A 23,956-nucleotide genomic window follows, 5' to 3' on the forward strand; every position below is an offset into this window, starting at 1 on the left:
ACGGATTGCAACCTACACACCTCTACAATAGGAGATTTTTTCATGCCTATCCACGAAAAAAGTAACACGAAATAGAAAATATAGTAATTTATTGATTAAAAATTTAATGCGTTAGTTTTAATGCAACGCTAGTGAACGTAGTTCCTCTATCACGACAAGCCTCGGTACCATGAGCACCAATAGCGGAACTTATTTCCTCTATCACGCCAAGCCTCGGTACCAAGAGCACCAATAGCGGAACGTAGTTCCTCTATCATGCCAAGCCTCGGTACCAAGAGCACCAATAGCGGAACGTAGTTCCTCTATCATGCCAAGCCTCGGTACCAAGAGCACCAATAGCGGAACGTAGTTCCTCTATCATGCCAAGCCTCGGTACCAAGAGCACCAATAGCGGAACGTAGTCCCTATTGCATTATGGCCTCGATGCTCAACGTATATCACGGCAAGCAGCGCCCCACAGCCGCATAAACAAGCCCGCACGCGAGCGAGCCCTCCTCCCGTCGTGGGGAAAAGGGCTCGCGTTATCGCTGTCTATCTTATATTCGCTCTCTGCGCCGCTGCCGATTACACGATATACGTATCCGAATTCAGCGTATTGTTCGTCCGGAACGTGTCGTAGATCGGCGCCCGGCGGTCGGGATCCGTGTCGACGAGCACCAGGATGCGGCCCGCGTTCAGATCCTCGTCGTAGCGGTGGGCTTCGTCCTCTGGGATGCCGAGGCCGATAAGACCGCCGACGATGCCGCCCGTGCCGGCGCCGATCGCGAGGCCCGTCAAGGTCGCCGCGATCGGGCCCGCCGCGAGGATCGGCCCGATGCCGGGCACGATGAGCAGCCCCAAGCCTGCGAGCAGGCCGGTCAGGCCGCCGACTACGCCGCCCGTCGCCGCGCCGGCCGCTGCGCCTTCGGGCGCCTTGGTGCCCGTCTCGTCGGTGACGTAGTCCAGGTCGTCCCGGTTTTTGCTGATGACCGAGATATCGTCGGAGGTATATCCCTGACGCTTCAAATCCTCGATTGCTTTTACTGCACCTTGCTCGGTGTCAAATACCCCGACGATCCTGCGCTCCTGGGTGTCGCGTTCTTGTGCCATGACGAATCCCTCCTAATGTATGGTTAGCGGTTTCTTTCGTTACAGCGTGTTCCTTATCCATTTTCGTTCACTATCTAATACCCCAAACAAGCCGTTCTCATGCACGAGAACCAGGCTTTTTTTGGCGACGGCGCATCTCGGTCAAAAAAATTTGAAATGAGTCATTTTAAAGCCTTATGGCCGCTTAAAGCGTTTTCTATACTGTAGAAAACCGCCCCACGCAAGGAGGCTCAGATTCAGATGGCTACCCTACAGACCGGACAGGCTCGGACGACGAAGCCGCCCGCGACCCGCAGATCCAGACGTTTGCGCGAGATTGCGGCAGGTTATGTTTTTATCGGGCCGATGCTGCTCGGCATTATCGTTTTTACGCTCGTGCCGTTGGTCATGCTATTCATTTTCAGTCTGTCGAACTGGTCGTTCCTGACGGGATTCAATAAGCTGCGTTTATCGGGCTTCGGCAACTTTGCACGTCTGCTGCAGGATCAGGAATTCGGCGAGTCGCTGCTCCATAATCTGATCATGCTGCTGTCGGTGCCGATCGGCATGGCGGTCGCGCTGCTGCTGGCGGTGCTGATCTCTGAGCGGGCGTACGGGTCTTCCTTTTTTAAAATCATCTTTTTCATGCCGCAGATCTCCAGCATCGCCGCCGTCGCGTTCGTCTGGCAAGTGCTGTTTCACCCGTCGTACGGCCCCGTCAACGGGTTCCTCTCCGCCGTAGGCGTTCACTCGCCGCCCAAGTGGCTGGCCGATACGCATTACGCGCTGCCTTCGGTCATGCTGCTGATGATCTGGATCGACCTCGGCGTGTCGCTGATCATTTATATCGCGGGCATGAAAAACATTCCGCGCGACCTTTACGAGGCCGCCGACATCGACGGGGCGTCCGCGCGCGTGAAGTTTTTTCGGATCACGTTTCCGCTGTTGACGCCAACGAGCTTTTTCCTGCTGATTACCGGCCTGATCGCCAATTTTAAGTCGTTCGCCATCATCAAGGTACTGACGGAAGGCGGGCCTGCGCATTCTACGTCGGTTATCGTGTACGATATTTACCAGCAGGGCTTCGTGAATCTGAAAACGGGCTATGCGTCGGCGATGTCGATCGTGCTGTTCGTCATCATCCTGGCGATCACGTTCCTTCAGTGGGCCGGTCAAAGAAAGTGGGTGCATCAAGGATGAAGACGCAAGCCGCAGGTCGGCGGGCGCTGCCCGTATCCCGCGTGGCAATCACCGTGCTGCTAGTGCTGTTCGGCATCTTATTCCTGCTCCCATTCGTCTGGATGCTGTCCGCCTCGCTCAAACCGGAAGTCGACGTATTCAATTATCCGGTCGAGTGGATTCCGAAGCACTGGCAGGCAATCGAAAATTATAAAAAGGTATGGAACGGCAAAGCTAATTTCCCTTTGTATTATTGGAACTCGATTAAAGTATCCGTAATGACAACGCTATTGTCCGTCGTCGTATCGGCGATGGCTGCCTACGGCTTCACCAAGGTGCGGTTTCCGGGCCGCAACGCGCTCTTTCTGGTCGTGCTGGCGACCTATATGATTCCGGTAGAGGCGACGCTCGTGCCGCTGTTCGTCATTTACCGCTCCATCGGTCTGTACGACACGCACACGGGACTCGTGCTGCTTGGCGGCTTCAGCGTGCTCGGCACCTTTTTGCTCCGCCAGTTTTTCGCCGGCATTTCCGATGAATATATCGAGTCGGCGCAGATCGACGGGGCGGGTCACTTTTCGATATTCGTCCGCATTCTGCTGCCGCTCGTCAAGCCGGCGATCGCCACCTACGCCATTTTGCGGTTCATCTGGACGTGGAACGATTATCAGTCGCCGTTCATTTTTCTGAGCGATAAGGCGCTATATACGATCCAGCTCGGCATGAACGCGTTCGCAGACCGCAACGGCCAGTTTTACTCGCTCGTCATGGCCGCTTCCGTCTCGGCGATCGTACCGCTGCTCATCGTTTTTATCATGGGACAGAAGCAGGTTATCGAGGGCATCAGCCTCGGCGGCGTTAAGGGCTGAGAGAACAGATGTTTCCTGATAAGACAAAAAACGGTCAATTATTTTCCGATTTAGTCAATTTTGATATCTTATCGACAGGAAAACCCCAATGTTACGATTGTGTTACGAACCGTTCGTCATCAAGCGGTGCGACCATTTCCTGGGGAGGTTCATTATGTTAAACAAAAAGGTGCTGTCCGCTGCCATGGCTTCCGCGCTATCGATCTCGCTGCTTGCCGGTTGCGGCAGCAACAACAACGACAACGCCGCTTCGTCCGCAGCACCGCCCGCTTCCGGGTCCGCCTCGAGCTCGTCCGCGTCGTCGTCGGACGCGCCCGCTACGATCAAGCTCGCTTCCTGGATTCCGAAGTCGCAGATGGACGGCATGCTTGCAGAGTACAAAAATGAGAAGCCGAACGTAACCGTCGAATACGAAGAACTGGTCGAAAACAACGATTCGGCCGAAGGTCTCAAGAAGCTGGACCTGCTGATCGCATCCGGCTCCGATCTGGACGTAGTCATGTTCCCGAGCGCCGCCGAGTACTCCAAGCGCGTCGGGCTCGATCTGCTGGCGCCGCTGGACGACCTGCTGGGCGCCGAAGGCATCAAAGTGACGGACGAGTATACCGTCGACCCTTCGCTCAACGGCAAGGTGTACGCGCTGCCCGACACCTACGAGAACTACTTCGTGCTGCTGAACAAGGAGATGCTGGACAAAGCGGGTCTTGCGGTTCCGACGAGCTGGACGTGGGACGACTTCTATGAATATTCCCGCAAGCTGAGCAGCGGGGAAGGCGCGAACAAGATTTACGGCACGTATTTCCACTCCTGGCCGATGTACATGCAGCTGGGGCTGCTGAACCAGAGCAAGGACAACAACCTGGTGAACAACGGCGTGCTGAAGGTGGACAGTCCAGAAGTCCGCAAGTCGCTGGAAATCCGCAATCAGACGGAAAACGTGGACAAGAGCGCTATTCCGTACAGCGATACCATTTCGCAAAAGCTCGCCTATCGTTCGGTCTACTTCTCCAAGAAGGCGGCGATGATCGTCACCGGCAACTGGATGATCAACGAAGCGGGAGGCTCCGACGAGTTCCCGGCCACGTTCGTCAGCGCATTTGCGCCGATGCCGTCCAACAGTCAGGGCGAGCCGTCCGGCGTAAGCCCGGCCAACGGCAACTTTATGGGCGTGCTGAAGAAATCGGAAAACCAGCAAGCCGCCTACGACTTCATCCGCTGGTATACGACCAAGGGCGAGCAGTGGAGCAACGTATACTCGGCTTGGAAAAAGCAGGACGTCGATCAGTTCATCTCCGGCTTGAAGACGAAGCTCAAGAGCCCCGACATGATCGATACCGATTCGCTGACCTACGTCATGAAGAACAGCCCGACGACGCCACTCAACCTGCCGCCGGCTTATCAATCGGAGCTTGAAGAGGCATACGTCAAGGAAGCCGAGAAGTACGTACTCGGTCAGCAAGATATGGAGACGACCGTCTCGAAGGCTGCCGCAGCGCTTCAAAAGATCGTCGACGCCAATAAATAACGGTCTTTACCGGACAATAACGGCGCTTCGCGGGGATCGTTCCCTGCGAAGCGTTCTTGGTCTTTGCGAGAGACGTCGCGGACAAGATGCAGACAATGTTAAAATCTAGACAAGGTCTGGCGGCGGGAGGGCGATAAGGTGATCATCGGGCGCAGATTCATACACAGCCTTCGCGGCAAGCTGATTATGGCCGCGCTGCTGTGCCTCCTGCTGCCGGCGAGCTTCACGTTGATCGCGGGGGACTATCTCACGCAGCGGATCGTCAAGGCGCAGGTCATCGACAACGAGAACAAGTCGCTCGAGCTGACCGAGGTGTACTTGTCGAGCCTCTTCGAAAATATGATACGCGTGTCCAACGGCATCATGTTCGACACCAACATCAATCTCGCGTTGAAGGAAAACTGGCAGCGGTACAAGCTGGGACAAGCCGATCCCGCCCAAGAGGCTCTGGACGCGAAGAACATCGGGTACTTTCTCAGCAGTATCGCGTCGACGATGGACAATGTGTACGTCACGGTGTTGACCGTGGACGGGCATTATTTTACCAACTACCAATTCGATCTTTACGGCGGATTTACGCCGGCCAACTTTTTGCGGATGCCCTGGATCAACGGCGTAAAGTTGCTGCCGACATACGAGATCGGATGGATCGGACTCGTAAATCAATATACGATGGACGGCAAAGGCACCGAGCCTTATTTGCTCACGATGGCGCGTAATCTACGACTGGCTTATGCGACGGATCCTTATGCCTATATCGTAATCAGCATCGGCGAGAGCAAGCTCGGGGAAATTTTTAAGCACGACCTCGGCAGGCAGGAAACGATGCTGCTGGATGCGGACGGACGCATTCTGGCGAGTCGCAATCGGCAGCGAATCGGGCAGACGTTTCCGTTTCCCGAAGAAGTGCGCCGGGCGGAAACGCCGTTGACCGTCCGGTACGAGGGCGAACAGTTTCTGCTCAGCCGGCATGACCTCGATTACGGCGGCTATCGTGTCGTCAGTCTGAGACCGTATAAAGAGGCCGTGAGCCAGCTTCACTCGGTTTCGCGTCTCAGCTTCGCAGTACAGATCGCGGCGACGCTGGTGTTCCTGGTACTGTTCATTTACATGCTGCGCCAGTTTACGAAGCCGGTCGTGGCGCTCGGCAAGGCAGCGGGCGCGATCGAGCGCGGCGAGCTCGCAGTCCGTTCGGGCGTGCGGGGCAGCGACGAGATCGGCAGGCTGGGCAAGCAATTCGACCAGATGCTCGGGCGCATCGAAGACATGATCGGGGAGATCCGGGCGGAGCAGATGCAGAAGCGCAAGGCGGAGCTGGCAATGCTGCAGGCGCAGATCAATCCGCATTTTCTGTTCAACATCCTGAACTCCATCAGGCTCCGGATTCTGCTCAAAGGGGACGAGGAGAACGGCGAGCTGCTGGCTTCGTTGTCCGGCTTGCTGCGGCAGACGATTCGCAGGGACGGAGAATTCACCTCCCTGCACGAGGAGCTGGAGGTGCTGCGGCGGTATATGGAGCTGCTGAACTTCCGACAGCAGGAGAAGGCTGCGCTGATCATCGAAGCAGCTTCGGATACGCTGGCGTTGCGGTTGCCGCGCTTCCTGCTCCAGCCCGTCATCGAGAATGCCTATATTCACGGCCTTCGCCAGGAAGCGGGGACGATCTATGTGGAGGTCGTCCGCTGCGAAGCTGGCGACGCGCGTTCAGGCTCGGAGGCGGCGATAGAAGCGGGCCTGCGGATTATCGTTCGCGACGACGGGGCGGGCATGTCGATGGCGACGCTGCAGCGTCTGCGCGCAGAGCTCCGGTCGCAGCGCGGGGCCACATCAGCCGAGGGCGCGGCAGGAAGACTGTCAGGCATCGGCATCGCGAACGTATACGAGCGACTTCAGCTGATTTACGGCGAGCGATGCTCCCTGACGCTGGATAGCGAAGAGGGCGCGGGGACGAAGGTCGTCATCGAGATTCCGGCAGAGCCGCCGCCATCCTCATAATATCGGAACTGATCAGAAGCGATGATTAGCGGGATTTGAGAACCGGCGGCAGACGCCGAGATGCGAATTATCGGGAGGAAAGCGTATGTACTCCGTCATGCTCGTAGACGACGATTATCCGGTGCTCGAATATTTAAGCGCATCCATCCCCTGGAAGGAGCTGCGTCTGGAGCTTCATTCGGCTTGCAAAAACGGAGCGGTCGCGCTTGAGCAAGCGCAGGCCGCTCCGCCGGACATCGTCATCACCGATATCGGCATGCCCCAGATGGACGGCATCGAACTCATCGGCGAGTTGAAACGGCTAAAGCCCGACATTCGATGCGTCATCTTGTCGTGCATGGGCGACTTCTCCTACGCCCAGCAGGCCGTCCGTCTGCAAGTGGACGATTACGTGCTTAAGGAGACGATGCGGCCGGATCAGATCGCGGCGCTGCTGCGCAAGCTGTCGGCGCAGCTCGCGGCGGAAAAGGAACAATCCCGAGCACTGGCACGCATGCAGTCCAAAAAAGAAGAGAACGCGCTTCTGCTGCGCCAAGGGCTGCTGGACCGGATGACCGCGGATGGCGGGCGCGATCTCTCATGGGCGGACGGCGCAGCGGAGGCGGGCATCGACTTCGAGGGCAAAGTATGGCTGCCCGTATTGATCGCCTTAAACCGCTTGTCCGAGTTATCGCGGCGGCTGCCGGACGAGCGGGCCGTGCAGCTAGCCGTCGGTCAAGCGGCAGCCGGGCTGACAGGCGAGCTGCCTGGGACCGTGCTGCTGCCGCATGGGCGGCGGGAGGCGGTGCTGCTGTTTCCTTTTCGGCGGAGCCTCACCGAAATGAAGGTCGAATCCGTCCGGCCCTCGCTGCGGGCGCTCGGCGAGCGGCTGTCCCGGGACAGCGGCCTCGCGGCGACCTTCTTGATCGGTACATCGGCAGCGGCGCCGGCGGCGCTCGGAAGGGAAGCCGAGCGGCTCCTGTCTTCCGGCGGCGGACGATTCTATCTCCCCGAAGAAGGCATCTTCACGCTAGCGGAGCTGCCCGTGCTTGGGGAGGGAGATCTGCACGACGTATATCCCGAGGCGCTTCAGCGCATCCGCGACGCCTTTCTCGAAGAAGACGCGGCGCAGCTCGAGTCTTCCATAGGCCAGTGGCTGGACCTAGCGAGAGAGAGGCGCTGCCATCCCGAATTGGTCAAAGAATGGACGCTCAAAATTCTGTATGACAATCAGACGCGCTTTTTGGCGCTGCAGCATTATCAGAGCGTATTCTCGATGGAGGTACTGCACCGAACGTTGGGCGACCTTTCCACGATCCAAGAGCTTGGAGATTGGATGCTGCAGTTTTTTAAAGAAAGAATGCCGCTGCTCGGCCTCATTTACAAACAGTCCAGGCGTTCCGAAATATTGCGGGCCCAGCAATACGTCAGCCACAACATCGGCTCCAAAATTACGCTCGAAGAAGTTGCGGACATGCTCCACATCAACTCCAGCTACTTCAGCCGGCTGTTCAAGCGCGAGACGGGCTACAACTTCATTCAATACGTCACCACCGCCAAAATGGAACGTGCCAAAGAAATGCTCGCCCGCAGCAACATGAGCGTCGAAGAAGTCGCGGCGCGCCTTGGTTACGAGAATAAAAGCTACTTTGCCAAGCTGTTCAAAAAGCATATCGGCGGCACGCCGGGCGAATACAGGGGAGACTGAACCTCTGTCGCGGCAATTCCCCTAGTCTGCGCCGTTTGAACGGTATCCCCTTCGGTCAGGAGCACTGCCCGCCTCCACTAATTTGAACGATATCCCCTTCGCTCAGGAAGTGTGGCGTGCGAGTGTCTGCGTCGTTTGAACGATATCCCCTTCATTCAGGAGCACTGCGCACCTTCTGCTAATTTGAACGATATCCCCTTCGGTCAGGAATTGCAGCAAGCGAAGGGAGTGGCATCAGAATGCAACAAACTTCGTAAAACGTATACCTTGTAGTAGGGAGCGCGCCAGCACGCCTTGCACCTTGGTATGGCATGGTGTTAAATACGCATTTCTATGCTATCCCGTACGCTGCTGATGGCGCGCAGGGGGACGGAATACCCACTTAATCGGTCGAACGCCGGAGCGGGCACCCACTAGTCTGCGGTAAGTAATTGTCTTGGTCATGCCACAGCTGGTGATCAGCTCGGTCAATACCTCGTTGCGGCAAATGCGCCGAAAGCAGAATTCGTTAAGATAGGCCTGCAGGTGCTTCGGGCCGATGCCGCCAAAGGTGCGGGCCAGCCAACGCACGGCCTCTCGCCATGCATGATGAGCCCGGGACCGCCCATGATGGCCGCGCTGGAGCAGCTCCGCATGTCCGGTGGCTTCGCCGCCGGCGACATGATTTTGCACAAAGCATTCCACAGACTCCTCGCCGCCCGTTCCGCCACGAATAGCCGAATCGCCCTCTGGGCCATCGACGGCCTTCATTTTTACATGAGCGACATCTCCTGTATCATCGAGCGAGACGCCGACCACGACCGGCTGCGGACGCAGCTCGCCCTGCACGAATTGGCTGCTGAAGTACCGATGGTACTCGTAGCCGTAATATTCGCCCAACAGCTGCAGGTCGCCTGCGAGCGGCCGGCCGCGATCCCACTCGCCAATAGCGTGGCGCAGCTTGTGATTGATCAGCCAGGCAGTCTTGTAGGTCACACTGATCAACTTGGCCAGCAGTTTGGCGCTGATGCCGAGCTGCATCAAAAACATCGCCTGAAACCACTTGGAAAGGGGAGTACGCGTACCCTCGAGCACTGTGCCCGCCGTAAGCGAAGTCTGGTGAGCGCACGATCTGCATTCGAACAGATGGCGTCCGCGGGACGTTACCATGTAGAAATGCGGATGGGCACAGCGGGGGCAGCGGAAACCGTCAGGCCACTTGGCGGCGAACAGGGCGCCCGCGCAGTCTTCTTCGTTATAGGCTGGAACATAATCCTGAATCGAGAAGCGGTTGGGCATGTTCATTCCTCCGAACGGAACATATGTTCTTATAATAATAAATTATGGATGTGAGGTCAAGGCTCTGAGAGATGAAGAATGGGCGAGGCCGAACCCTTGGCGAAGGGGATACCGGTAACGGGCGAAGTGGTGGAAGGGGAAGTGACTTTAGAGGCGAAGATGCTGAAGGCGGGGGGGTTCTGTAAGAGGCGATGCGGCATGCAGGGCGCACCGGTTCTGCATGTGAAGTAAGGACAGCGTGCTTAGCGGCCAATCCTGACCGAAGGGGATATCGTTAAAACGGGAAAAACGAACGAGAATATGCAACGGAATGGAAAAAAATGGACCCAAGCAGACGCACGCCTATGCAAGGCGTTCCACTTGGGTCTCTTTTGGATGAGCGGAGATTGCGTGCGATTAGTTTAAGGCGACCAGGTTCCGGTAAGCGCCCGGGAACGAGTCGGGAATAACGGTCGCTCCGACGGTTTTGGCATAGAAGCCGATCGCTTCTTCTACCCAGCCGATGATGGCGTAGGCGTAGCCTTCTTCGTGCATGGCTCGAAGCGTCTCGAGCAGCAGCGCTTTGCCGATGCCGAGGCCGCGGCACGCCGGCGCCACGCCGGTCGGACCGAAGAAATTGCGGACGATTGCGTCATAAAGCGCGAAGCCGACGATCTCTTTGTTCCGCACGGCGATGAAGGCATAGGAGGGCAGCCTGCCGAAGGCGCATTCGCACTCGCTGCGCCAGTTTTCGGTGAAATGCTTTCCGACGAATTCCGCCAGGCGTCCCTTGTCCGCGGTCATGGCGCGTACGATGCGAATGCCTTGTTCCTCTAGCGCGGCGAGTTCGGCACGGCCGTCCGGCAGATCGTACAATTTGACCAGCATGTCAGGCATGTCGCGCTTCCTCCTCTTCGTCGTCATCGAGTCGTTCGCCCGTAGCTGCTTCCGCAGCGGACGCGATCGACCGCAGCTTCGCCTCGTAAAGTCCGAACCGGTAAAACCTCGAAGCGATGAACAGCTCCGCCATGGCCGGCGGAAGCAGCGGCTCGATCGCGGTCCGCATGGCGGTCTTGGCCGCTTCCAGCGCGGCGTAGCCGGTTCGGTGCTTGTCTCTGAGACTCGTCATGACCTCTTCGCCGGGATACAGCTCGCCCCTGAACAGAAACGTATAGAGCGGCAGCCTGCGCTTGGCCGGAATTTCGTATTGGATCATCGCCGCGATCAGCTCGGCGACCTGGCGGTTGAGGGCGATATCGGGCAGCAGCTCCGGCACGAGCTGGTAATAGTCCGTTATCTCGTAGCCATCGGCGATAGCGGTCGCATCGTCCATGCCATGATATTGCGAGAGGAATCGCGCGAGATAGGTTTCCGGGTCCGCACGGCGGTTCCAGCATTGGTCGGCCGAGAAGAAGGCCGGATAGCGCGATGTCTCGAACAAGCCGTACGGGCTGCCCAGAGCGAAGGGCGCAGACCAGTTCGTGCCGATGACGCCCGTCAACTGCTCGGTCTCGGCGAGCTCGGTCCAGCGCAATACGTTGGCGACGCGGTTGCGGATGACCGGATAATTCTGGTCCCCCTCGTCATCCCAGCAGCGGACCGAGGAAGCGCCGATTACGGACAAGCCTGCGCGTCTGAGCTTGCCGATCATGTCCAGCGCATCCCGCTTCATGCGGTGGCCGCCGTAGATCCAGACGACGACGGTCACTTCGGGATCGAGCGCGGACAGCTCTTCATGCGTGGCATGCATCAGCATGTCGTGCCAGATCATCGGCCGTTTGCCGAGCTCGCGGACGCGGGCGGCGAGCCGATTGACGAAGGCGATGAAGGATGCCTCGCGCGTCAGGCCGGAGGCGCGGCAGTCCGCGCACTCGCCGAGACTCCACACCTCGTCGCAGCCCATATGGAGATAACGGCTGTCCGGATGGAGCGCGGCGACGTCTTCGAGAATGCCCGCCATCATGTCGAACGCGCCGGGCCGGTGCGGGCACAGCTCGCCGACGCTGTCAGGCGTTTCGCGCAGCGCGATATAGGAAGGGTGCTTGAGAATGAACTCCAGATGCCCGAACGATTGCTGCTTTGGTATGACCTCGACAAAGTGATCGCGGCACGCCAGGAGCAGAAGGTCATGCTCGGCTTCCGTCAGGGCCAGCTCCGGATGGCGCAGAAAGGCGTGGCGTCTGAACGGCAGCTTGTCCTCGTATTCGACGACGAGGGTGTTGATCTTATAGTCGGACATTTCGGCGATATAAGACAACAGATTAGGAAACGTAGGATAAACGGTGCGGAGGTCCAAATAGTCGCTGCGCAGCGGCAAGTCGGCCCAATCGGCAATTTCGACTGCAGGCAGCGGGTCGTACCTCCGCATCAATTGAAGAAGCGTTTTCAAACCGTAATAAAGGCCGGACGCTTCCCGGGCATGCAGCGACAAGCCGCCGTCGCCGATGCGCAGCACATAGCCGTCATGGCGACCGGCGAGGCGTTCGGCCGCTTCGCGCCGCATAGGCTGGCCCTCGGACAGAAGGGCGTACGTATCGGGCGATGTTCCCAGGGCGACATAGGCATCGCCGAACAGCTCGCGCGCCAGACGCGACAGCCTGTCGTCGGAACGGGGCGTCAGCAGCTTGACGCGCATGCCGGCGAGATGGGCGGGCAGCGGCGTCTGAATATCGTCTCCGTCTTCGGGTAACGGCCGGACGTATTGCGGTTGCGGGATCAGGTCGAGCTTCATGACGATTCCTCCTGGGCATTCAGGGATAAGCAGCGAACGAACGTTTTTTCCAAGCCGGAGATTCTCCGAGATGAAGTCTCCGCCGCCGCGCCCGCTACAGCCATCTCACGCGGCCCTTGAACCGATCGATAAAGCGGTTGTTCCACTCGTCCCCTCCGGGCGCATTGGCGCTTCTCCAGACAGGCACTTCGATTCCTTTCTCGGCAAGAAGAGCCGCGGCTGTCATCATAAGAGAGTTCAGCAGAAAGGCGTTGGCGAACGTGGACGTCGATCCCATCCGTGGCTCGAGGCCTTGAATCGGCAAAGCCGAGTCCCCCGGCTTCACTTTGCTGTCGAGGTAATAGTCGCATGCTTCGTACAGATTAAGCCGGGAAGGGTGCCGCGCCGGATGATCCTTGGGGGTCGCGTCGGCATGACCGACCGAGGTCACGGCAATGGTGACGACGCCTCTGCGCTTCGCCTCAAGCGCCGCGTCGATACAGGCGGTGTTGATACCGTAGGCGTTGGCGAGGATTAGAATATCGCCAGGGCCGAGCCGGTTGTCCTCGATGACGAGCTTGCCGTAACCCGGCGTGCGTTCGACGGCCATCGAGCGAAGCGCGCCGTTGGAGATCATCGTGCCTTCGTCGAGGATGGCGCTAATGTGCATCAAGCCGCCGGCCCGGAAAAAAATTTCCGTGGCGTTCATGTTGGAGTGCCCGCCGGGACCGTAGAGGTAGACGAGCTTATCCTCCGCGATCTGGTCGGCCAGCAAGCCGGCCACCTCCAGCAGGCGGTCGCGAGGCTCGCTTCGGATCTCTTCGAGCAGCCCTGTGATATACGTCAGGTAAGCCCCCATGATGTCGTCTTGCGCGGACAGCGGTCGTTGGTTCATTTCGATGACCTCCTATTCAAAATAACAACGGCGAAATCGTTTATCGGGCTCGCGAGCCCGGCGCGATCTTACGTGCCGGAGTTCTCGTCGCCGATCCGATCGTAAATTCCCTCCTTTGCCAAGTTAGTCTTAATCGATCCGCTTGTAACCGTAGCTGTCCATGTCTGTGTACAGGACGCAGCTCTCGTGCCGTCGCAGGGCGCTGGCGGGACAAGCCTCCTCGATCGGGCCGTGGACCGCGCGGCGTACGGCTTCGCGTTTGCGCTGTCCGGGCACGATGCATACAAGATGCATGGCGGACATTAATGCGGGGATGGTCATCGTGAGCGCATGCTTCGGCACGCGTGCAAGCGAGTTGAAACACCCGTCGTTGACCTGCTGCATCCGGCAGTCCGCATCGAGCTCGACGACTTTGACCCAGCGCGGATCGTCGAAGTCGGCGACCGGCGGATCGTTGAAGGCCAAGTGGCCGTTTTCCCCGATCCCGAGACAGACGATATCGATCGGCGCCTCGCGCATCAGCCGTTCGTAGCGAAGCGCTTCCTTCTCGGCGTCTTCGCAGGGGTTCATGAGGTGTACGCTTCCGGGTTTGACTTTGTCGAACAGCCGCTCGTTCAGGTATCGCGCGAAGCGCTGCGGGGCGCCAGCGGGCAAGTCCAGGTATTCGTCCATGTGAAACGCGGTGACGCGGCTCCAATCGATACCGGTCTCGGCGGCGAGCGCGTCGAGAAATTCGTTCTGCGAGGGCGCGGCCGCGAATACGACGCGTGGGCTGCGGCCGATTGCCAGAAGCGCTTTCAGCTTGCCGACGAAGTCGTCGCATGCCGCCTGGCCAAGCTGCCGTCTGTCCGTAAACACCTCGGTGCGAAGGTTGTCCTTGAGCAGCGAGTAGACGGGGAGAAGCGTGGACTGACTCACTGATGCGTTCCTCCATTTCCATACAGTTGATTGCCCCTTCACTATAGCAAGGCGGCTCAAAAAAAATTTGACCGTTAGCGGGCCTGATTTGACCGATCGTCAAGGCTGCGGCATGCCCATCGGCATCGGTTAGCGATGCGCAAAAAGGGTAAATATAACAATCGCCGGCCGGCTGATGCGGGCGGCAGCTCAAGACTTGGAGGGAAGTGCCGAATGCATAAACCATTGGCCGATCGCGCCCAAACCGATCGAACCCAAATTGATCGCAGCAACAACGATTCAACCGTCGGGGAAGACGTTCTTGCGGATCTGACGAGTCCGACCGTCGACGCCCTCGAAGGACTTTCAGGCGTTCACCCCGGGAATAGACGGGTGCATGCGAAAGGCATATGCGGTCGCGCCGTGTTTATGCCGAGCGGATTGGCCGCCGGGCTTACGATCGCGGCGCATTTACGCGATAAGGGCAAAGAGATCGAAGCGGTCGTCCGCTTCTCGGGCAGTTCGTCAGATCCTTCGCTGGCCGACCTCCTGTCGCCGGGCAAAGGATTGGCCGTGCGGTTCATGCCGGCGGACGGCGAGGTTTCGGTGCTGACGGCCGTGACGGTTCCGGTTTTCTTCGCCAAGACGCCTGCCTCGTTTTTTGACCTTATTAAGGAAGCGAACCGGTTGAAAGGAGGCGGCATCGAAGCGATCGCGGCCGCGGCGGAGCTGGCGACACATTTTCCGGAGGCGCGCCACGCGATGGCGCATATCGGCAAGCTGCGGCCGCCGAAGAGCTACGGCACTTGCCGGTATTATGCGATCCATGCCTTTATGCTTGTCGACGGGGAAGGAAACCGTCGGCCGGCGAAGTTCGAATGGATGCCCGAGCTTGGCGTGGAGACGTTGTCGGTTACCGAGCTCAAGTCGCTGCCGGAAGATTATCTGGAGCTTGATGCGGCCGCGCGTATAAAGGGAGCGCCGCTTCGCTTTCGCTTGAATATCGTGCTTGGACAGGAAGATGACCCGACGGACGACCCCACGCTGCCGTGGCCCGAAGACCGGCAGCGCATCGAGGCGGGCGTCTTAAGCGTCACGGCTGTGATCGCGGAGCCCGACGGACTCGTAATGGACCCGACGATGACTGGAGCGGGCATCGAGCTTACGGACGATCCGATCCTGCGGTTTCGCAGCCCCGTGTACAGGGAATCGCTGCGGCGGCGGAGCGGCGGCCGGTAATCGCTTTCATTGACGAATGCGCGCTTTGACATTTAAACTGTAGTTTAAACTCACTAGACAAGGGGCCATGAAAAATGAAAAAGAGAATCTGGGCAACCGCGCTTCTCTCGCTCGCCATGCTGACGACGGCGGGTTGCGGGGCGAAGAACACGAGCAACAACGAAAGCGGAGCGGCCAGCCCGTCGGCATCGCCGTCGGCCAGCGCATCCGCCAGCGCGTCCGCGCCGGCCGACGACAAGAACTACTCGATCGCGATCTCGCAAATCGTAGAGCATCCGTCGCTCGACGCGACGCGCGAAGGCTTTATCGCCGCGCTCAAGGATGCGGGAATCGAAGAAGGCAAGAACCTGAAGATCTCGCTGAACAATGCGCAGGGCGACCAGAACACGAACCTGTCGATCGGCCAGAAAATCGCGTCGGAGAAGTACGATCTCGTCTTCGGCATCGCGACGCCTTCCGCGGTCGCATTGGCGCAGTACGTAAAGGATACGCCGATTCTGTTCGCGGCCGTCACCGATCCGCTCGACGCCAAGCTGGTAACGAACCTGGACAAGCCGGGCGCCAACATCTCCGGCATCTCCGACACGAACCCGGTCGCGGTGCAGCAGCTGATGGACTTCATCGCATCCGATTTTCCGAACGTGAAGAAGGTCGGCCTCGTCATCAACGAAGGCGAATCGAACGCCGTCGTCATGGCGAAGAACGCCGAAGAGCAGCTTAAGAAGCACAACATCGAGCTTGTTAAGGCGCCGGTCACGAATACATCCGAAGTCAAGCAAGCCGCAGAGTCGCTCGTAGGCCGCGCGGACGCGCTCTTCATCACGCTTGACAATACGGTCGTCAGCAGCGTCGACGCGATCATCAAGGTCGCCAACGACAATCACCTGCCGTTCTTCTCCAGCGACCGCGATACGGTCGAGAAGGGCGCATTCGCTACCTATGGCTTCAAGTATTACGACCACGGCTATCAAGCCGGCCAGATGGCCGTCGAAGTGCTCAAGAACGGCGCCAACATCGGCGACATGAAGGTCGGCATGCAGGAGAAGCTCGACCTGATTCTGAACCTCAAGGCCGCCGAAGCGCAAGGCATCACGGTGTCCGACGAAATGAAGAGCAAGGTGCAGGATCCGACCAACAATATTATTCAATAACATTATTCAATAGGAGTAGGTGTCGTCATTGATCCATTCCCTGACCGGCGCAGTCGAGCTTGGCTTCATGTATGCCTTGATGGCGCTCGGGGTATACATCACGTATCGCATCCTGGATTTCCCCGACCTGACCGTAGACGCCAGCTTCACGACGGGAGCCGGCATCGCCGCGGTGATGATCTCGCACGGCCAAGCGCCCTGGCTCGCGACGCTCGCGGCCTTCGGCGGCGGTCTGGCGGCGGGCGTCTGTACCGGTCTGCTGCATACCAAGGGCAAGGTCAACGGCTTGCTCGCGGGTATCATCATGATGATCGCGCTGTACTCCATCAACATTCGGATCATGGGCAAGCCGAATATTTCGCTGCTGAATACGGACACGCTGTTCTCCGGCGTCGCTTCGCATGAGTGGCACGATTTCCGCCTCGCGTACATCGTTGTCCTGTTCGCCTTCGCGTTCGTCGTCAAGCTGCTGCTCGATGCGTTCCTGCACACGGACCTTGGGCTCGCGCTTCGCGCGACCGGGGACAACAAACGCATGATCCGCAGCTTCGGCTCCAACACGGACCTGACGACGATCCTCGGCGTCAGTCTGTCGAACGGTCTCGTCGCGCTGTCCGGCGCGCTGATTGCCCAGGACGGCGGCTCCGCCGACATCTCCATGGGCATCGGGATGATCGTCATCGGCCTCGCCTCCGTCATCATCGGCGAAGCGCTGCTCGGGCCGAAGCGCGTCTTCTGGGCGACGCTCGCCGTCGTGGTCGGCTCCTTGGCCTACCGGATCGTCTTCGCGTTGGCCTTGCGGGCGGAGTTCTTGCATCTTAAGGCGACGGACCTAAAGCTGATCACGGCGATTATCGTCATCCTAGCTCTTGTCATTCCGACGGTGAGCCGATCGGCTAAACAGAAACAGCAAGCCAAACGGCGTACCGCCGAGCTGGCGGCCGGCATGCGCGGCAAGGGGGCGATCTGATGCTGGAGATCAATCAAGTATCCAAGCTGTTCAACCCCGGGACGGCGGACGAGAAAGTCGCGCTCATGAACATTAACCTGAAGCTGAACGAGGGCGACTTCGTCACGGTCATCGGCAGCAACGGGGCAGGCAAGTCCACGTTGATGAACATCATCTCCGGCGTCATGCAGCCCGATATCGGCGACGTCCGGATCGACGGGCAATCCGTCGCGTCGAAGTCCGAGGCCGAGCGCAGTAGATGGGTCGGACGGGTGTTCCAGGATCCGATGGCGGGCACGGCGCCCAACATGACGATCGAGGAAAATCTGTCGATGGCCTACGCACGCGGCAAGCCGCGGGGCTTCGGCTGGGCGGTGACGGCACGCAAGCGTACCTTGTTCAAGGAAGAGCTGAAGCGTCTCGGCATCGGTCTGGACGCGAGACTGCGCGCCAAGGTCGGGCTGCTGTCCGGCGGCGAACGGCAGGCGCTCAGCCTGCTGATGTCCACGTTCACGCGGCCGGGCATCCTGCTGCTCGACGAGCATACGGCGGCGCTCGATCCGGCGCGCGCGGAGCTGATCACCCGCCTCACCGAGGAGATCGTCCGCAGCATGAAGCTGACGACGCTGATGGTCACGCACAACATGGAGCAGGCCATCCGCCTTGGCAACCGTCTCATTATGATGGACAAGGGGCGCATCATCCTCGACATTCCGCCGGAACGCAAGCAGGATCTGACCGTGCAGAAGCTGCTCGGCGAATTCGAGCGCATCAGCGGCCACAAGCTGGCGGACGACCGGGTCGTATTGGGTTAAAAAAGGGGACAGAAACGTCGAATAAGCTTCAAATCACAATTGGACCGGCATCCGCTACAGCGGTGCCGGTTTTATTTATTCAATTTATAACTTCAACCATAATAATTTCATTGTAGTCCAATAATTTCCGATATATATTCAGAAATTATAGGTTATTTTGGAGGGGCTACATTTGAGCGGAAGCTTGTCGAAATTAATAAAGCGTATGGGCATCATGGGGTTGGCCTTGGCTGTTTGGAGCGCGGGGGCGGCCGATATGCGGTCCGCCGGCGCGGCGTCTGCCGTTGGCGCATCGCTCCCGTCAGGCGGAGAAGGCGCCGCGGTGCTGGCTTCCGACGCCGACGTGCTTAACTACTTTTCGGGAACGTCGCGCAGCCTGGCACGTTCGTCGGCAGGCCTGGAGATCGTCGGCAAGAGCACCGATGCCTATCGCAAAGCGCATTATTTGATTCAGCAATCGTATAACGGCATTCCGGTCTACGGTAAATATATACGCGCGCACTTGGATTCGGAGAGGCGCCTGTACGCGGCGACCAACGAGACCGCGTCCGATATCGGATCCTTGATTGCGGAGGGAACGGCAGTCCTGACTGAAGAGCAGGCGATTGCGGCGCTGGCGGCGTCGGTCGGCGCCGGGGGGAGCAGCGCCGTCGTCGGCGCGAGCTCCAATCTTGCCGCTGACACGGCGCCGGCTGAGGGCCAGTCTTCAGTGGTGCAGCCGGAGACGCCCAAGGCGTGGCTGATCTACTATCCGGACGGATCGGGGATGTTCGCGTTAGCCTACAAGGTCGAGCTTGCGACGCAGGCGCCCGTGCCGGGCCGCTGGTTCGGCTATATCGATGCGGGCGACGGACGGGTGCTGAGCAAGTTCAGCCGTCTCGCGGAGGCTGCGGCGGACAGCGCCGAGGCGACCGGGGCCGGCTACAAGGGCGGCATCAGGGCGCTGAATGCCGTTAACCGTTACGGTGCCTTTTACCTGGTCGACACGACCAAGCCGATGTACAAGTACAACCAGGGGGCGGAGACGGGGACGATCGAAACTTATGATCTCGACGATCCTTACTCCCCCGTGAGCGCTAAAACGCCGAATTTCTACAGCAGCAACCCGGATGCGGTGGACGCCCACTATTTTGCGGGACAAGTATACGATTTCTATCTGAACCGGTTCGGCCGCGACAGTCTGGACGGCAACGGGATGTCGATCGTATCGCTCGTTAATACGAACGTTATTGACAATGCGTTCTGGGATGGCAGCGAGATCGTATACGGCGACGGCTCCAAGCAATTCGAATGCCTGAGCTGCGCGGCGGACGTCGTGGCTCACGAACTGACGCATGGGGTTATCGAGCACAGCGCCGACCTGGAATACAAAAATGAATCCGGCGCGCTCAATGAATCCTTTGCGGATATGATGGCTGCCGTGATGGACGACGACGATTGGACGATCGGCGAGGATACGGGCGTCACCGGCGGCAGCGGCTATCTGCGCAGCTTGCAGCAGCCCGAGCTGGGACTGGATCCGCAGCCCGGGACGATGAGCGGATATGCGCAGCTGCCGGAGAGCAACGACAACGGCGGCGTTCATAAAAACAGCGGCATACCGAACCATGCCGCCTATCTGATGGCGACGGGGATCGATGCCATCCCGCAGCTGGCCGGCCAAGGCCGGAAGCTGATGGGCGACATGGCCTACGGCGCGCTCACCTCCTATCTGACGCCGACGGCGCAATTCACGGATGCGCGCGACGCCTTCGTGCTGGCGGCGGGCGATCTTCCGCTCTCGGACGAGCTCCGGTCGGCTGTCATCGCCAAGGTCGAAGCGGCCTGGGCTGCAGTAGGACTCGGGTATACGGCCAGCGAAAATTCGATCGTGTCCTTAAGCGCCGATCAGCTTGCGGACAATCCTTACATCAATGCGGCAGCTTCCACCGTTACGTTCCAAGTGACGCCGGGTACCGACTTAAGCAGTCTGTCTGCGCGGATCTCGGTGTCCCCGGGCGCATCGATCTCCCCGGACCCGGCTCAGGTTCGCAATTATGCGTCCCCCGTGCAGTTCGAGGTGACCTCCGAGAACGGCAATAAACGCCGGTGGACCGTAACCGGCAGCGTCGCCAAGCCGGAGACGGCCAATGCGATCGTCGGCTTTAATCTGGATATGCTGTACGGCTCCGCGATTATCGACAACGCCAGCAGCACGGTCACGCTCTATGTAGAGGACGGAGACGATCTGACCGCGCTGACGCCTTACATTACCGTATCCGACGGCGCGGTTGTCAGTCCCGCGAGCGGAGCGCCCGTCGATCTGACAGCGGAGCGGACGTACACCGTGACGGCTCAAAACGGTCAGACGCGCAATTGGAAGGTGAAGGCTGTCAGGGATTCGGTGAGCCCCTATGTGGCAAGCGCGAACGGCAATGTGCGCGAGAAAATGATCGTGCTGACATTCGATCAGGAAATGAGCGCAATCGAGCTGGGCAACCCGGCCAACTATACAGTCGAGCGCCAGGACGGAGGGACGGTCAATCCGAGTGTCGTCTCTGTCCAGAAGGACTGTGGCCAAGCGAATATCGTTTATCTAACGTTGGACCGGACGCTCCAGCCGAGCACCGTTTATAAAGTTACCGTGAGCAAGGTAAAGTCGGCGGGCGGCAGGAGCGTCCGGCCGGACCTGACGTCCGCATACACCTATACGAAGGATACAGAGCCGCCTACGCTCAAGACAGCCAGCGTAAGCGGGGCCAAGCTGACGCTGACCTTTGACGAATACGTGGGCATGCAGGCTCCGATCCTGTCCGGTTCATACCTTGGACTGGCGGTCAAACTGAACGGCGAGGCGGTGTCGGTCACGCGCGCGGTCGCCAAGGGCAGGCATATGGAGCTGTGGCTGGGACGTGCCGCGACCTCAGGGGATACGGTTACGTTCAGCTATCAGCCGGACGCAAGCTCGACCGCCATCTACGACGATGCGGGCAACCGTGCTGCCGCGATCGGCTGGAGCGCCGTGGTCAACCGTTCTAAAGCGCAGTCGGCATTCGCCTCGGCCGCCGGCTGGGCGCGTCTGCCCTGGCAGGCTGCGCAGGCGACCGGACAGCCCGGCACGCACGCGCTGTATCTGATCCCGAGCGGCGCGAACAATCGAAGCATCGTTTCCTTTGATCCGGCCGCCGGGCGAATGGAGACGGCAGATCTGTCCGCAGCGCCGGTGCGTCTGTACGCGACAGCGGACTATGTGTACGCAGCGCTGATGAAAGGAGACGGAACGGGCCGGATCGTCGTGCTGGATGCGAACAATCTATCGCAGATAGCTGCGTTCGATACGGCGGACGAGCCGTACGATCTGGCCGTGGCGACGGCGGGCGAGATCTACGTGCTCGGCCGCGCGGCCGGAGGTCAGCATCTGACTGCGTACGATCAAGCCGGAACGATCCGCGCCCGTGCCGATATGACGAGCGCGCAGGGCCTTGCGCTATCGCCGGGGCGGCAGCGGCTCTATACGATCGTAGACGGTACAAAGCTCCGCGCCTATTCGACGATTGCTTCGCGTTTGCTGGAAACGGACGACGAAACGGCCGTTCCGGATTTTCATTGGCCATACGTACATGAAGGATCGCCTGATCGGCTCTGGGTATCTCCGGACGAGACGTATGTGTTTTCCGGTTCGGGACTCTATTACAAGTCGGGCAGCGCAGGAGACAGGCTGCAATCGGGCGGAGAGCTCGGCGACGGCGTAGACGATATTCTGTTCGGCCCGTTCGATGAAAAAGATCAACGGCAATCGATGACCGTGCGGTCCGGCAACACGATTGGCAGCGCGTCATACAAGTTAGGCCCTAACGGTTCTTCCCCTTCTTCCGGCATGTTTTCTGGATTGGCAGCCGGGACGCTGGCGCTGGCCCAGAGCGCGAAGGAAGGCGTGTTCACGCTGGTCGCGACAAGCGCCGGCGCGACAACGATTACGACGTACGGTGACTACGAAGGCGTCGGCTTCAGTCCGATCGTTTCGGTCTCCTCGCCGCTGAATGTTTGCCCGATCGTCGTGGATACGAACACAGGCAACCCAGGCACCGGCAACCCGGGTACGGGTTCGCCAGGCACCGGCACACCAGGCACCGGCACACCAGGAACAGGCACTCCAAGTACCGGCGCATCCGGTGGAGGCGCGCCTGCCGAAGATGCCGACGATGAGACGAATGTTCAAGACGGAACGATCAAGCTCTCCGGCACCGACCTGAAGTCGTCGCAGGAAGCCGGCGCCGACGGACGCTCGATCTCCATCGTCGAGCCCGACGCCGACAAGCTGAAGCAAGCGCTCAAGCTGGCGGGCGAGCAGTCGGCATCTGCCGGCACGGCGCTCAAGCTCGTCCTGGCTGTCGGCGCAGGCGGAGACGGCGTCAAGGTGCGGCTGCCGTCCGCGGCGCTCGCGGCCGCGTCGGTCCAATCCTCGGGCTTGACGCTCGTCGTACAGACTGACAAAGTCTCGTACGAGATTCCCGTCAAGCTGCTTGGCGGCTCGCTCCTGGCGCAAGCGTGGGGGACGGCGTCAGTCCCCGACGACCTGCAGCTCGAGTTCGGCGTCGTCAAGTCAGCGCAATCGGAGCAGGCGAAGTCGCAGCAACTGCTGCGAACGGACGGCTATGCAGCCTTGTCCGGCTTCCTCGACTTCACGATCGAGCTGGCTTCCGGCGAAAAGAAAAAAGAGCTGAAAAACTTTAACGGCATTTATGTCACCAAACGGGTAAGCATCGAAGCTCCCAAGACGGCAGGGGAAGTAACTGCGCTGACCTTGGACACCGTAACCGGTCAACTCGTATTCGTCCCTGCGGCGATCACCGTTTCCGAGGGCCGGTTGACTGCAGCGATCCGGACACCGCACAACAGCATGTACGTGCTGGCGCAGGCAGCCAAGTCGTTCGCGGACATCGCGGCCCACCCGGATCGTGCCGCGATCGAGAAAATGGCGTCCAGGAAGCTCGTGCTCGGCGCCGGATCGGGACAGTTCCAGCCGGACCGGACGGTGACGAGAGCCGAGTTCGCCGCCCTGCTCGCGAGAGCGCTCGGTCTGCAGACGCTGCCCGCAGCGTCCTCGTTCGCCGATGTCAAGGCCGGCGCCTGGTACGGCGCGCCGGTGACGACGGCAGTGAGCGCAGGGCTGATCTCGGGCTACGGCAACGGGAGCTTCGGTCCGGGCGGCGTCATCAAACGCCAGGAGATGGCGGTCATGCTGGGCAGAGCGATCGCTTATGCGGGCGGATTGCCGAAAATGGCGGGGCAGGCAGGCTCCGGCGCTTCTGTCGATGCGGCGAAGATTCCTGCCTGGGCCGCCGCCGACGCGCAGGCACTGCTCGCTGCCGGCATCATGCTGAGCAGGGCGGACGGCTCATTCGCGCCTGCCGCGCCGGTCACCAGGGCCGAAGCCACCGTATCGCTCATGCGCATGCTGGAGAAGCTGCAGCTCATTTAAAATGGATGCATAGAAATAAGCCTCGTCCTCGCTTTTAACGGGAGGCGGGGTTATTTTTTTGATTCGCTTTTAAAATGCTCGGGCATCCGGAGACGGCAGAAACCTCAATAAATCGCGCGCGAATGTGCGCGGCCGCGATAATGCAAGAGCCGCATGAATGTAACCGTTCTCTTAGCATGCTAACCGCCCGCCGTGCTGTTTCATCCCCTTCGGCGGCAGTTTACATGGAGATGGAACGTAACGTATGATTCATTTCGTG

16 protein-coding genes are annotated in these 23,956 nt (G+C 59.5%); 10 read left to right on the top strand and 6 right to left on the bottom strand.

The window, feature by feature from the left end; translation table 11 throughout:
• Positions 1–564: 564 nt before the first annotated feature.
• Entirely contained in the window at positions 565–1,089 is a 525-nt protein-coding gene (locus tag ACFOTD_RS11690; protein ID WP_378118836.1) for a general stress protein, read from the bottom strand.
• Between the two features lie 240 nt (positions 1,090–1,329).
• Between ACFOTD_RS11690 and ACFOTD_RS11695 the strand changes: the two genes are divergently transcribed.
• From ACFOTD_RS11695 to ACFOTD_RS11715, 5 genes are all read left to right on the top strand, one after another.
• Complete coding sequence (locus tag ACFOTD_RS11695) at positions 1,330–2,268, top strand: carbohydrate ABC transporter permease (RefSeq protein ID WP_378118838.1); 939 nt, start codon at positions 1,330–1,332, stop codon at positions 2,266–2,268.
• The gene (locus tag ACFOTD_RS11700) at positions 2,265–3,116 is read left to right on the top strand and encodes a carbohydrate ABC transporter permease (protein ID WP_378118840.1); all 852 of its coding nucleotides are present in this window, start codon (positions 2,265–2,267) and stop codon (positions 3,114–3,116) included. Before ACFOTD_RS11695 ends, ACFOTD_RS11700 begins: the two co-directional genes overlap by 4 nt.
• A 154-nt stretch (positions 3,117–3,270) precedes the next feature.
• Complete coding sequence (locus ACFOTD_RS11705; protein ID WP_378118842.1) at positions 3,271–4,641, top strand: ABC transporter substrate-binding protein; 1,371 nt, start codon at positions 3,271–3,273, stop codon at positions 4,639–4,641.
• A gap of 138 nt (positions 4,642–4,779) precedes the next feature.
• Positions 4,780–6,636, top strand: coding sequence for a sensor histidine kinase (locus tag ACFOTD_RS11710; RefSeq protein ID WP_378118844.1), 1,857 nt, complete (start codon positions 4,780–4,782; stop codon positions 6,634–6,636).
• Positions 6,637–6,721: 85 nt separating this feature from the next.
• Positions 6,722–8,323, top strand: coding sequence for a helix-turn-helix domain-containing protein (locus ACFOTD_RS11715; protein ID WP_378118846.1), 1,602 nt, complete (start codon positions 6,722–6,724; stop codon positions 8,321–8,323).
• A 336-nt stretch (positions 8,324–8,659) separates the two neighbouring features.
• On the opposite strand, the gene ACFOTD_RS11720 is transcribed toward ACFOTD_RS11715, so the two are convergent.
• From ACFOTD_RS11720 to ACFOTD_RS11740, 5 genes are all read right to left on the bottom strand, one after another.
• Entirely contained in the window at positions 8,660–9,601 is a 942-nt protein-coding gene (locus tag ACFOTD_RS11720) for a transposase (protein ID WP_378118848.1), read from the bottom strand.
• Positions 9,602–9,997: 396 nt separating this feature from the next.
• Complete coding sequence (locus ACFOTD_RS11725) at positions 9,998–10,477, bottom strand: GNAT family N-acetyltransferase (RefSeq protein ID WP_378118850.1); 480 nt, start codon at positions 10,475–10,477, stop codon at positions 9,998–10,000.
• Positions 10,470–12,311, bottom strand: coding sequence for a family 20 glycosylhydrolase (locus ACFOTD_RS11730; RefSeq protein WP_378118852.1), 1,842 nt, complete (start codon positions 12,309–12,311; stop codon positions 10,470–10,472). Before ACFOTD_RS11730 ends, ACFOTD_RS11725 begins: the two co-directional genes overlap by 8 nt.
• Before the next feature lie 94 nt (positions 12,312–12,405).
• The gene (locus tag ACFOTD_RS11735) at positions 12,406–13,185 is read right to left on the bottom strand and encodes a sugar isomerase domain-containing protein (RefSeq protein WP_378118854.1); all 780 of its coding nucleotides are present in this window, start codon (positions 13,183–13,185) and stop codon (positions 12,406–12,408) included.
• A 129-nt stretch (positions 13,186–13,314) separates the two neighbouring features.
• Positions 13,315–14,103 (bottom strand): glucosamine-6-phosphate deaminase, encoded by a 789-nt coding sequence (locus ACFOTD_RS11740; protein WP_378118856.1) that lies wholly within the window; start codon positions 14,101–14,103, stop codon positions 13,315–13,317.
• Between the two features lie 213 nt (positions 14,104–14,316).
• On the opposite strand from ACFOTD_RS11740, the gene ACFOTD_RS11745 reads away from it, so the two are divergent.
• The 5 genes from ACFOTD_RS11745 to ACFOTD_RS11765 all read left to right on the top strand — a co-directional run bounded on the left by ACFOTD_RS11745 (position 14,317) and on the right by ACFOTD_RS11765 (position 23,697).
• Positions 14,317–15,321, top strand: coding sequence for a catalase family peroxidase (locus ACFOTD_RS11745; RefSeq protein ID WP_378118858.1), 1,005 nt, complete (start codon positions 14,317–14,319; stop codon positions 15,319–15,321).
• A gap of 74 nt (positions 15,322–15,395) precedes the next feature.
• Entirely contained in the window at positions 15,396–16,472 is a 1,077-nt protein-coding gene (locus ACFOTD_RS11750) for an ABC transporter substrate-binding protein (protein ID WP_378118860.1), read from the top strand.
• Positions 16,473–16,539: 67 nt separating this feature from the next.
• On the top strand, positions 16,540–17,442 hold the full coding sequence (locus tag ACFOTD_RS11755; RefSeq protein ID WP_090117103.1) for an ABC transporter permease: 903 nt from the start codon (positions 16,540–16,542) through the stop codon (positions 17,440–17,442).
• Complete coding sequence (locus ACFOTD_RS11760) at positions 17,442–18,236, top strand: ABC transporter ATP-binding protein (RefSeq protein ID WP_378118862.1); 795 nt, start codon at positions 17,442–17,444, stop codon at positions 18,234–18,236. Before ACFOTD_RS11755 ends, ACFOTD_RS11760 begins: the two co-directional genes overlap by 1 nt.
• A gap of 172 nt (positions 18,237–18,408) precedes the next feature.
• Positions 18,409–23,697 (top strand): M4 family metallopeptidase, encoded by a 5,289-nt coding sequence (locus ACFOTD_RS11765; protein ID WP_378118864.1) that lies wholly within the window; start codon positions 18,409–18,411, stop codon positions 23,695–23,697.
• Positions 23,698–23,956 lie beyond the last annotated feature (259 nt).

This window comes from Cohnella sp. GCM10012308 (assembly GCF_042649185.1).
Taxonomy (GTDB): Bacteria; Bacillota; Bacilli; order Paenibacillales; family Paenibacillaceae; genus Cohnella.

What these genes read in the sequence shown, in the direction of transcription:
- ACFOTD_RS11690 (WP_378118836.1), bottom strand. Translation starts at nt 1,089, where the DNA reads ATGGCACAAGAACGCGACACCCAGGAGCGCAGGATCGTCGGGGTATTT.
- ACFOTD_RS11695 (WP_378118838.1), top strand. Translation starts at nt 1,330, where the DNA reads ATGGCTACCCTACAGACCGGACAGGCTCGGACGACGAAGCCGCCCGCG.
- ACFOTD_RS11700 (WP_378118840.1), top strand. Translation starts at nt 2,265, where the DNA reads ATGAAGACGCAAGCCGCAGGTCGGCGGGCGCTGCCCGTATCCCGCGTG.
- ACFOTD_RS11705 (WP_378118842.1), top strand. Translation starts at nt 3,271, where the DNA reads ATGTTAAACAAAAAGGTGCTGTCCGCTGCCATGGCTTCCGCGCTATCG.
- ACFOTD_RS11715 (WP_378118846.1), top strand. Translation starts at nt 6,722, where the DNA reads ATGTACTCCGTCATGCTCGTAGACGACGATTATCCGGTGCTCGAATAT.
- ACFOTD_RS11720 (WP_378118848.1), bottom strand. Translation starts at nt 9,601, where the DNA reads ATGCCCAACCGCTTCTCGATTCAGGATTATGTTCCAGCCTATAACGAA.
- ACFOTD_RS11725 (WP_378118850.1), bottom strand. Translation starts at nt 10,477, where the DNA reads ATGCCTGACATGCTGGTCAAATTGTACGATCTGCCGGACGGCCGTGCC.
- ACFOTD_RS11730 (WP_378118852.1), bottom strand. Translation starts at nt 12,311, where the DNA reads ATGAAGCTCGACCTGATCCCGCAACCGCAATACGTCCGGCCGTTACCC.
- ACFOTD_RS11735 (WP_378118854.1), bottom strand. Translation starts at nt 13,185, where the DNA reads ATGAACCAACGACCGCTGTCCGCGCAAGACGACATCATGGGGGCTTAC.
- ACFOTD_RS11745 (WP_378118858.1), top strand. Translation starts at nt 14,317, where the DNA reads ATGCATAAACCATTGGCCGATCGCGCCCAAACCGATCGAACCCAAATT.
- ACFOTD_RS11750 (WP_378118860.1), top strand. Translation starts at nt 15,396, where the DNA reads ATGAAAAAGAGAATCTGGGCAACCGCGCTTCTCTCGCTCGCCATGCTG.
- ACFOTD_RS11755 (WP_090117103.1), top strand. Translation starts at nt 16,540, where the DNA reads ATGTATGCCTTGATGGCGCTCGGGGTATACATCACGTATCGCATCCTG.
- ACFOTD_RS11760 (WP_378118862.1), top strand. Translation starts at nt 17,442, where the DNA reads ATGCTGGAGATCAATCAAGTATCCAAGCTGTTCAACCCCGGGACGGCG.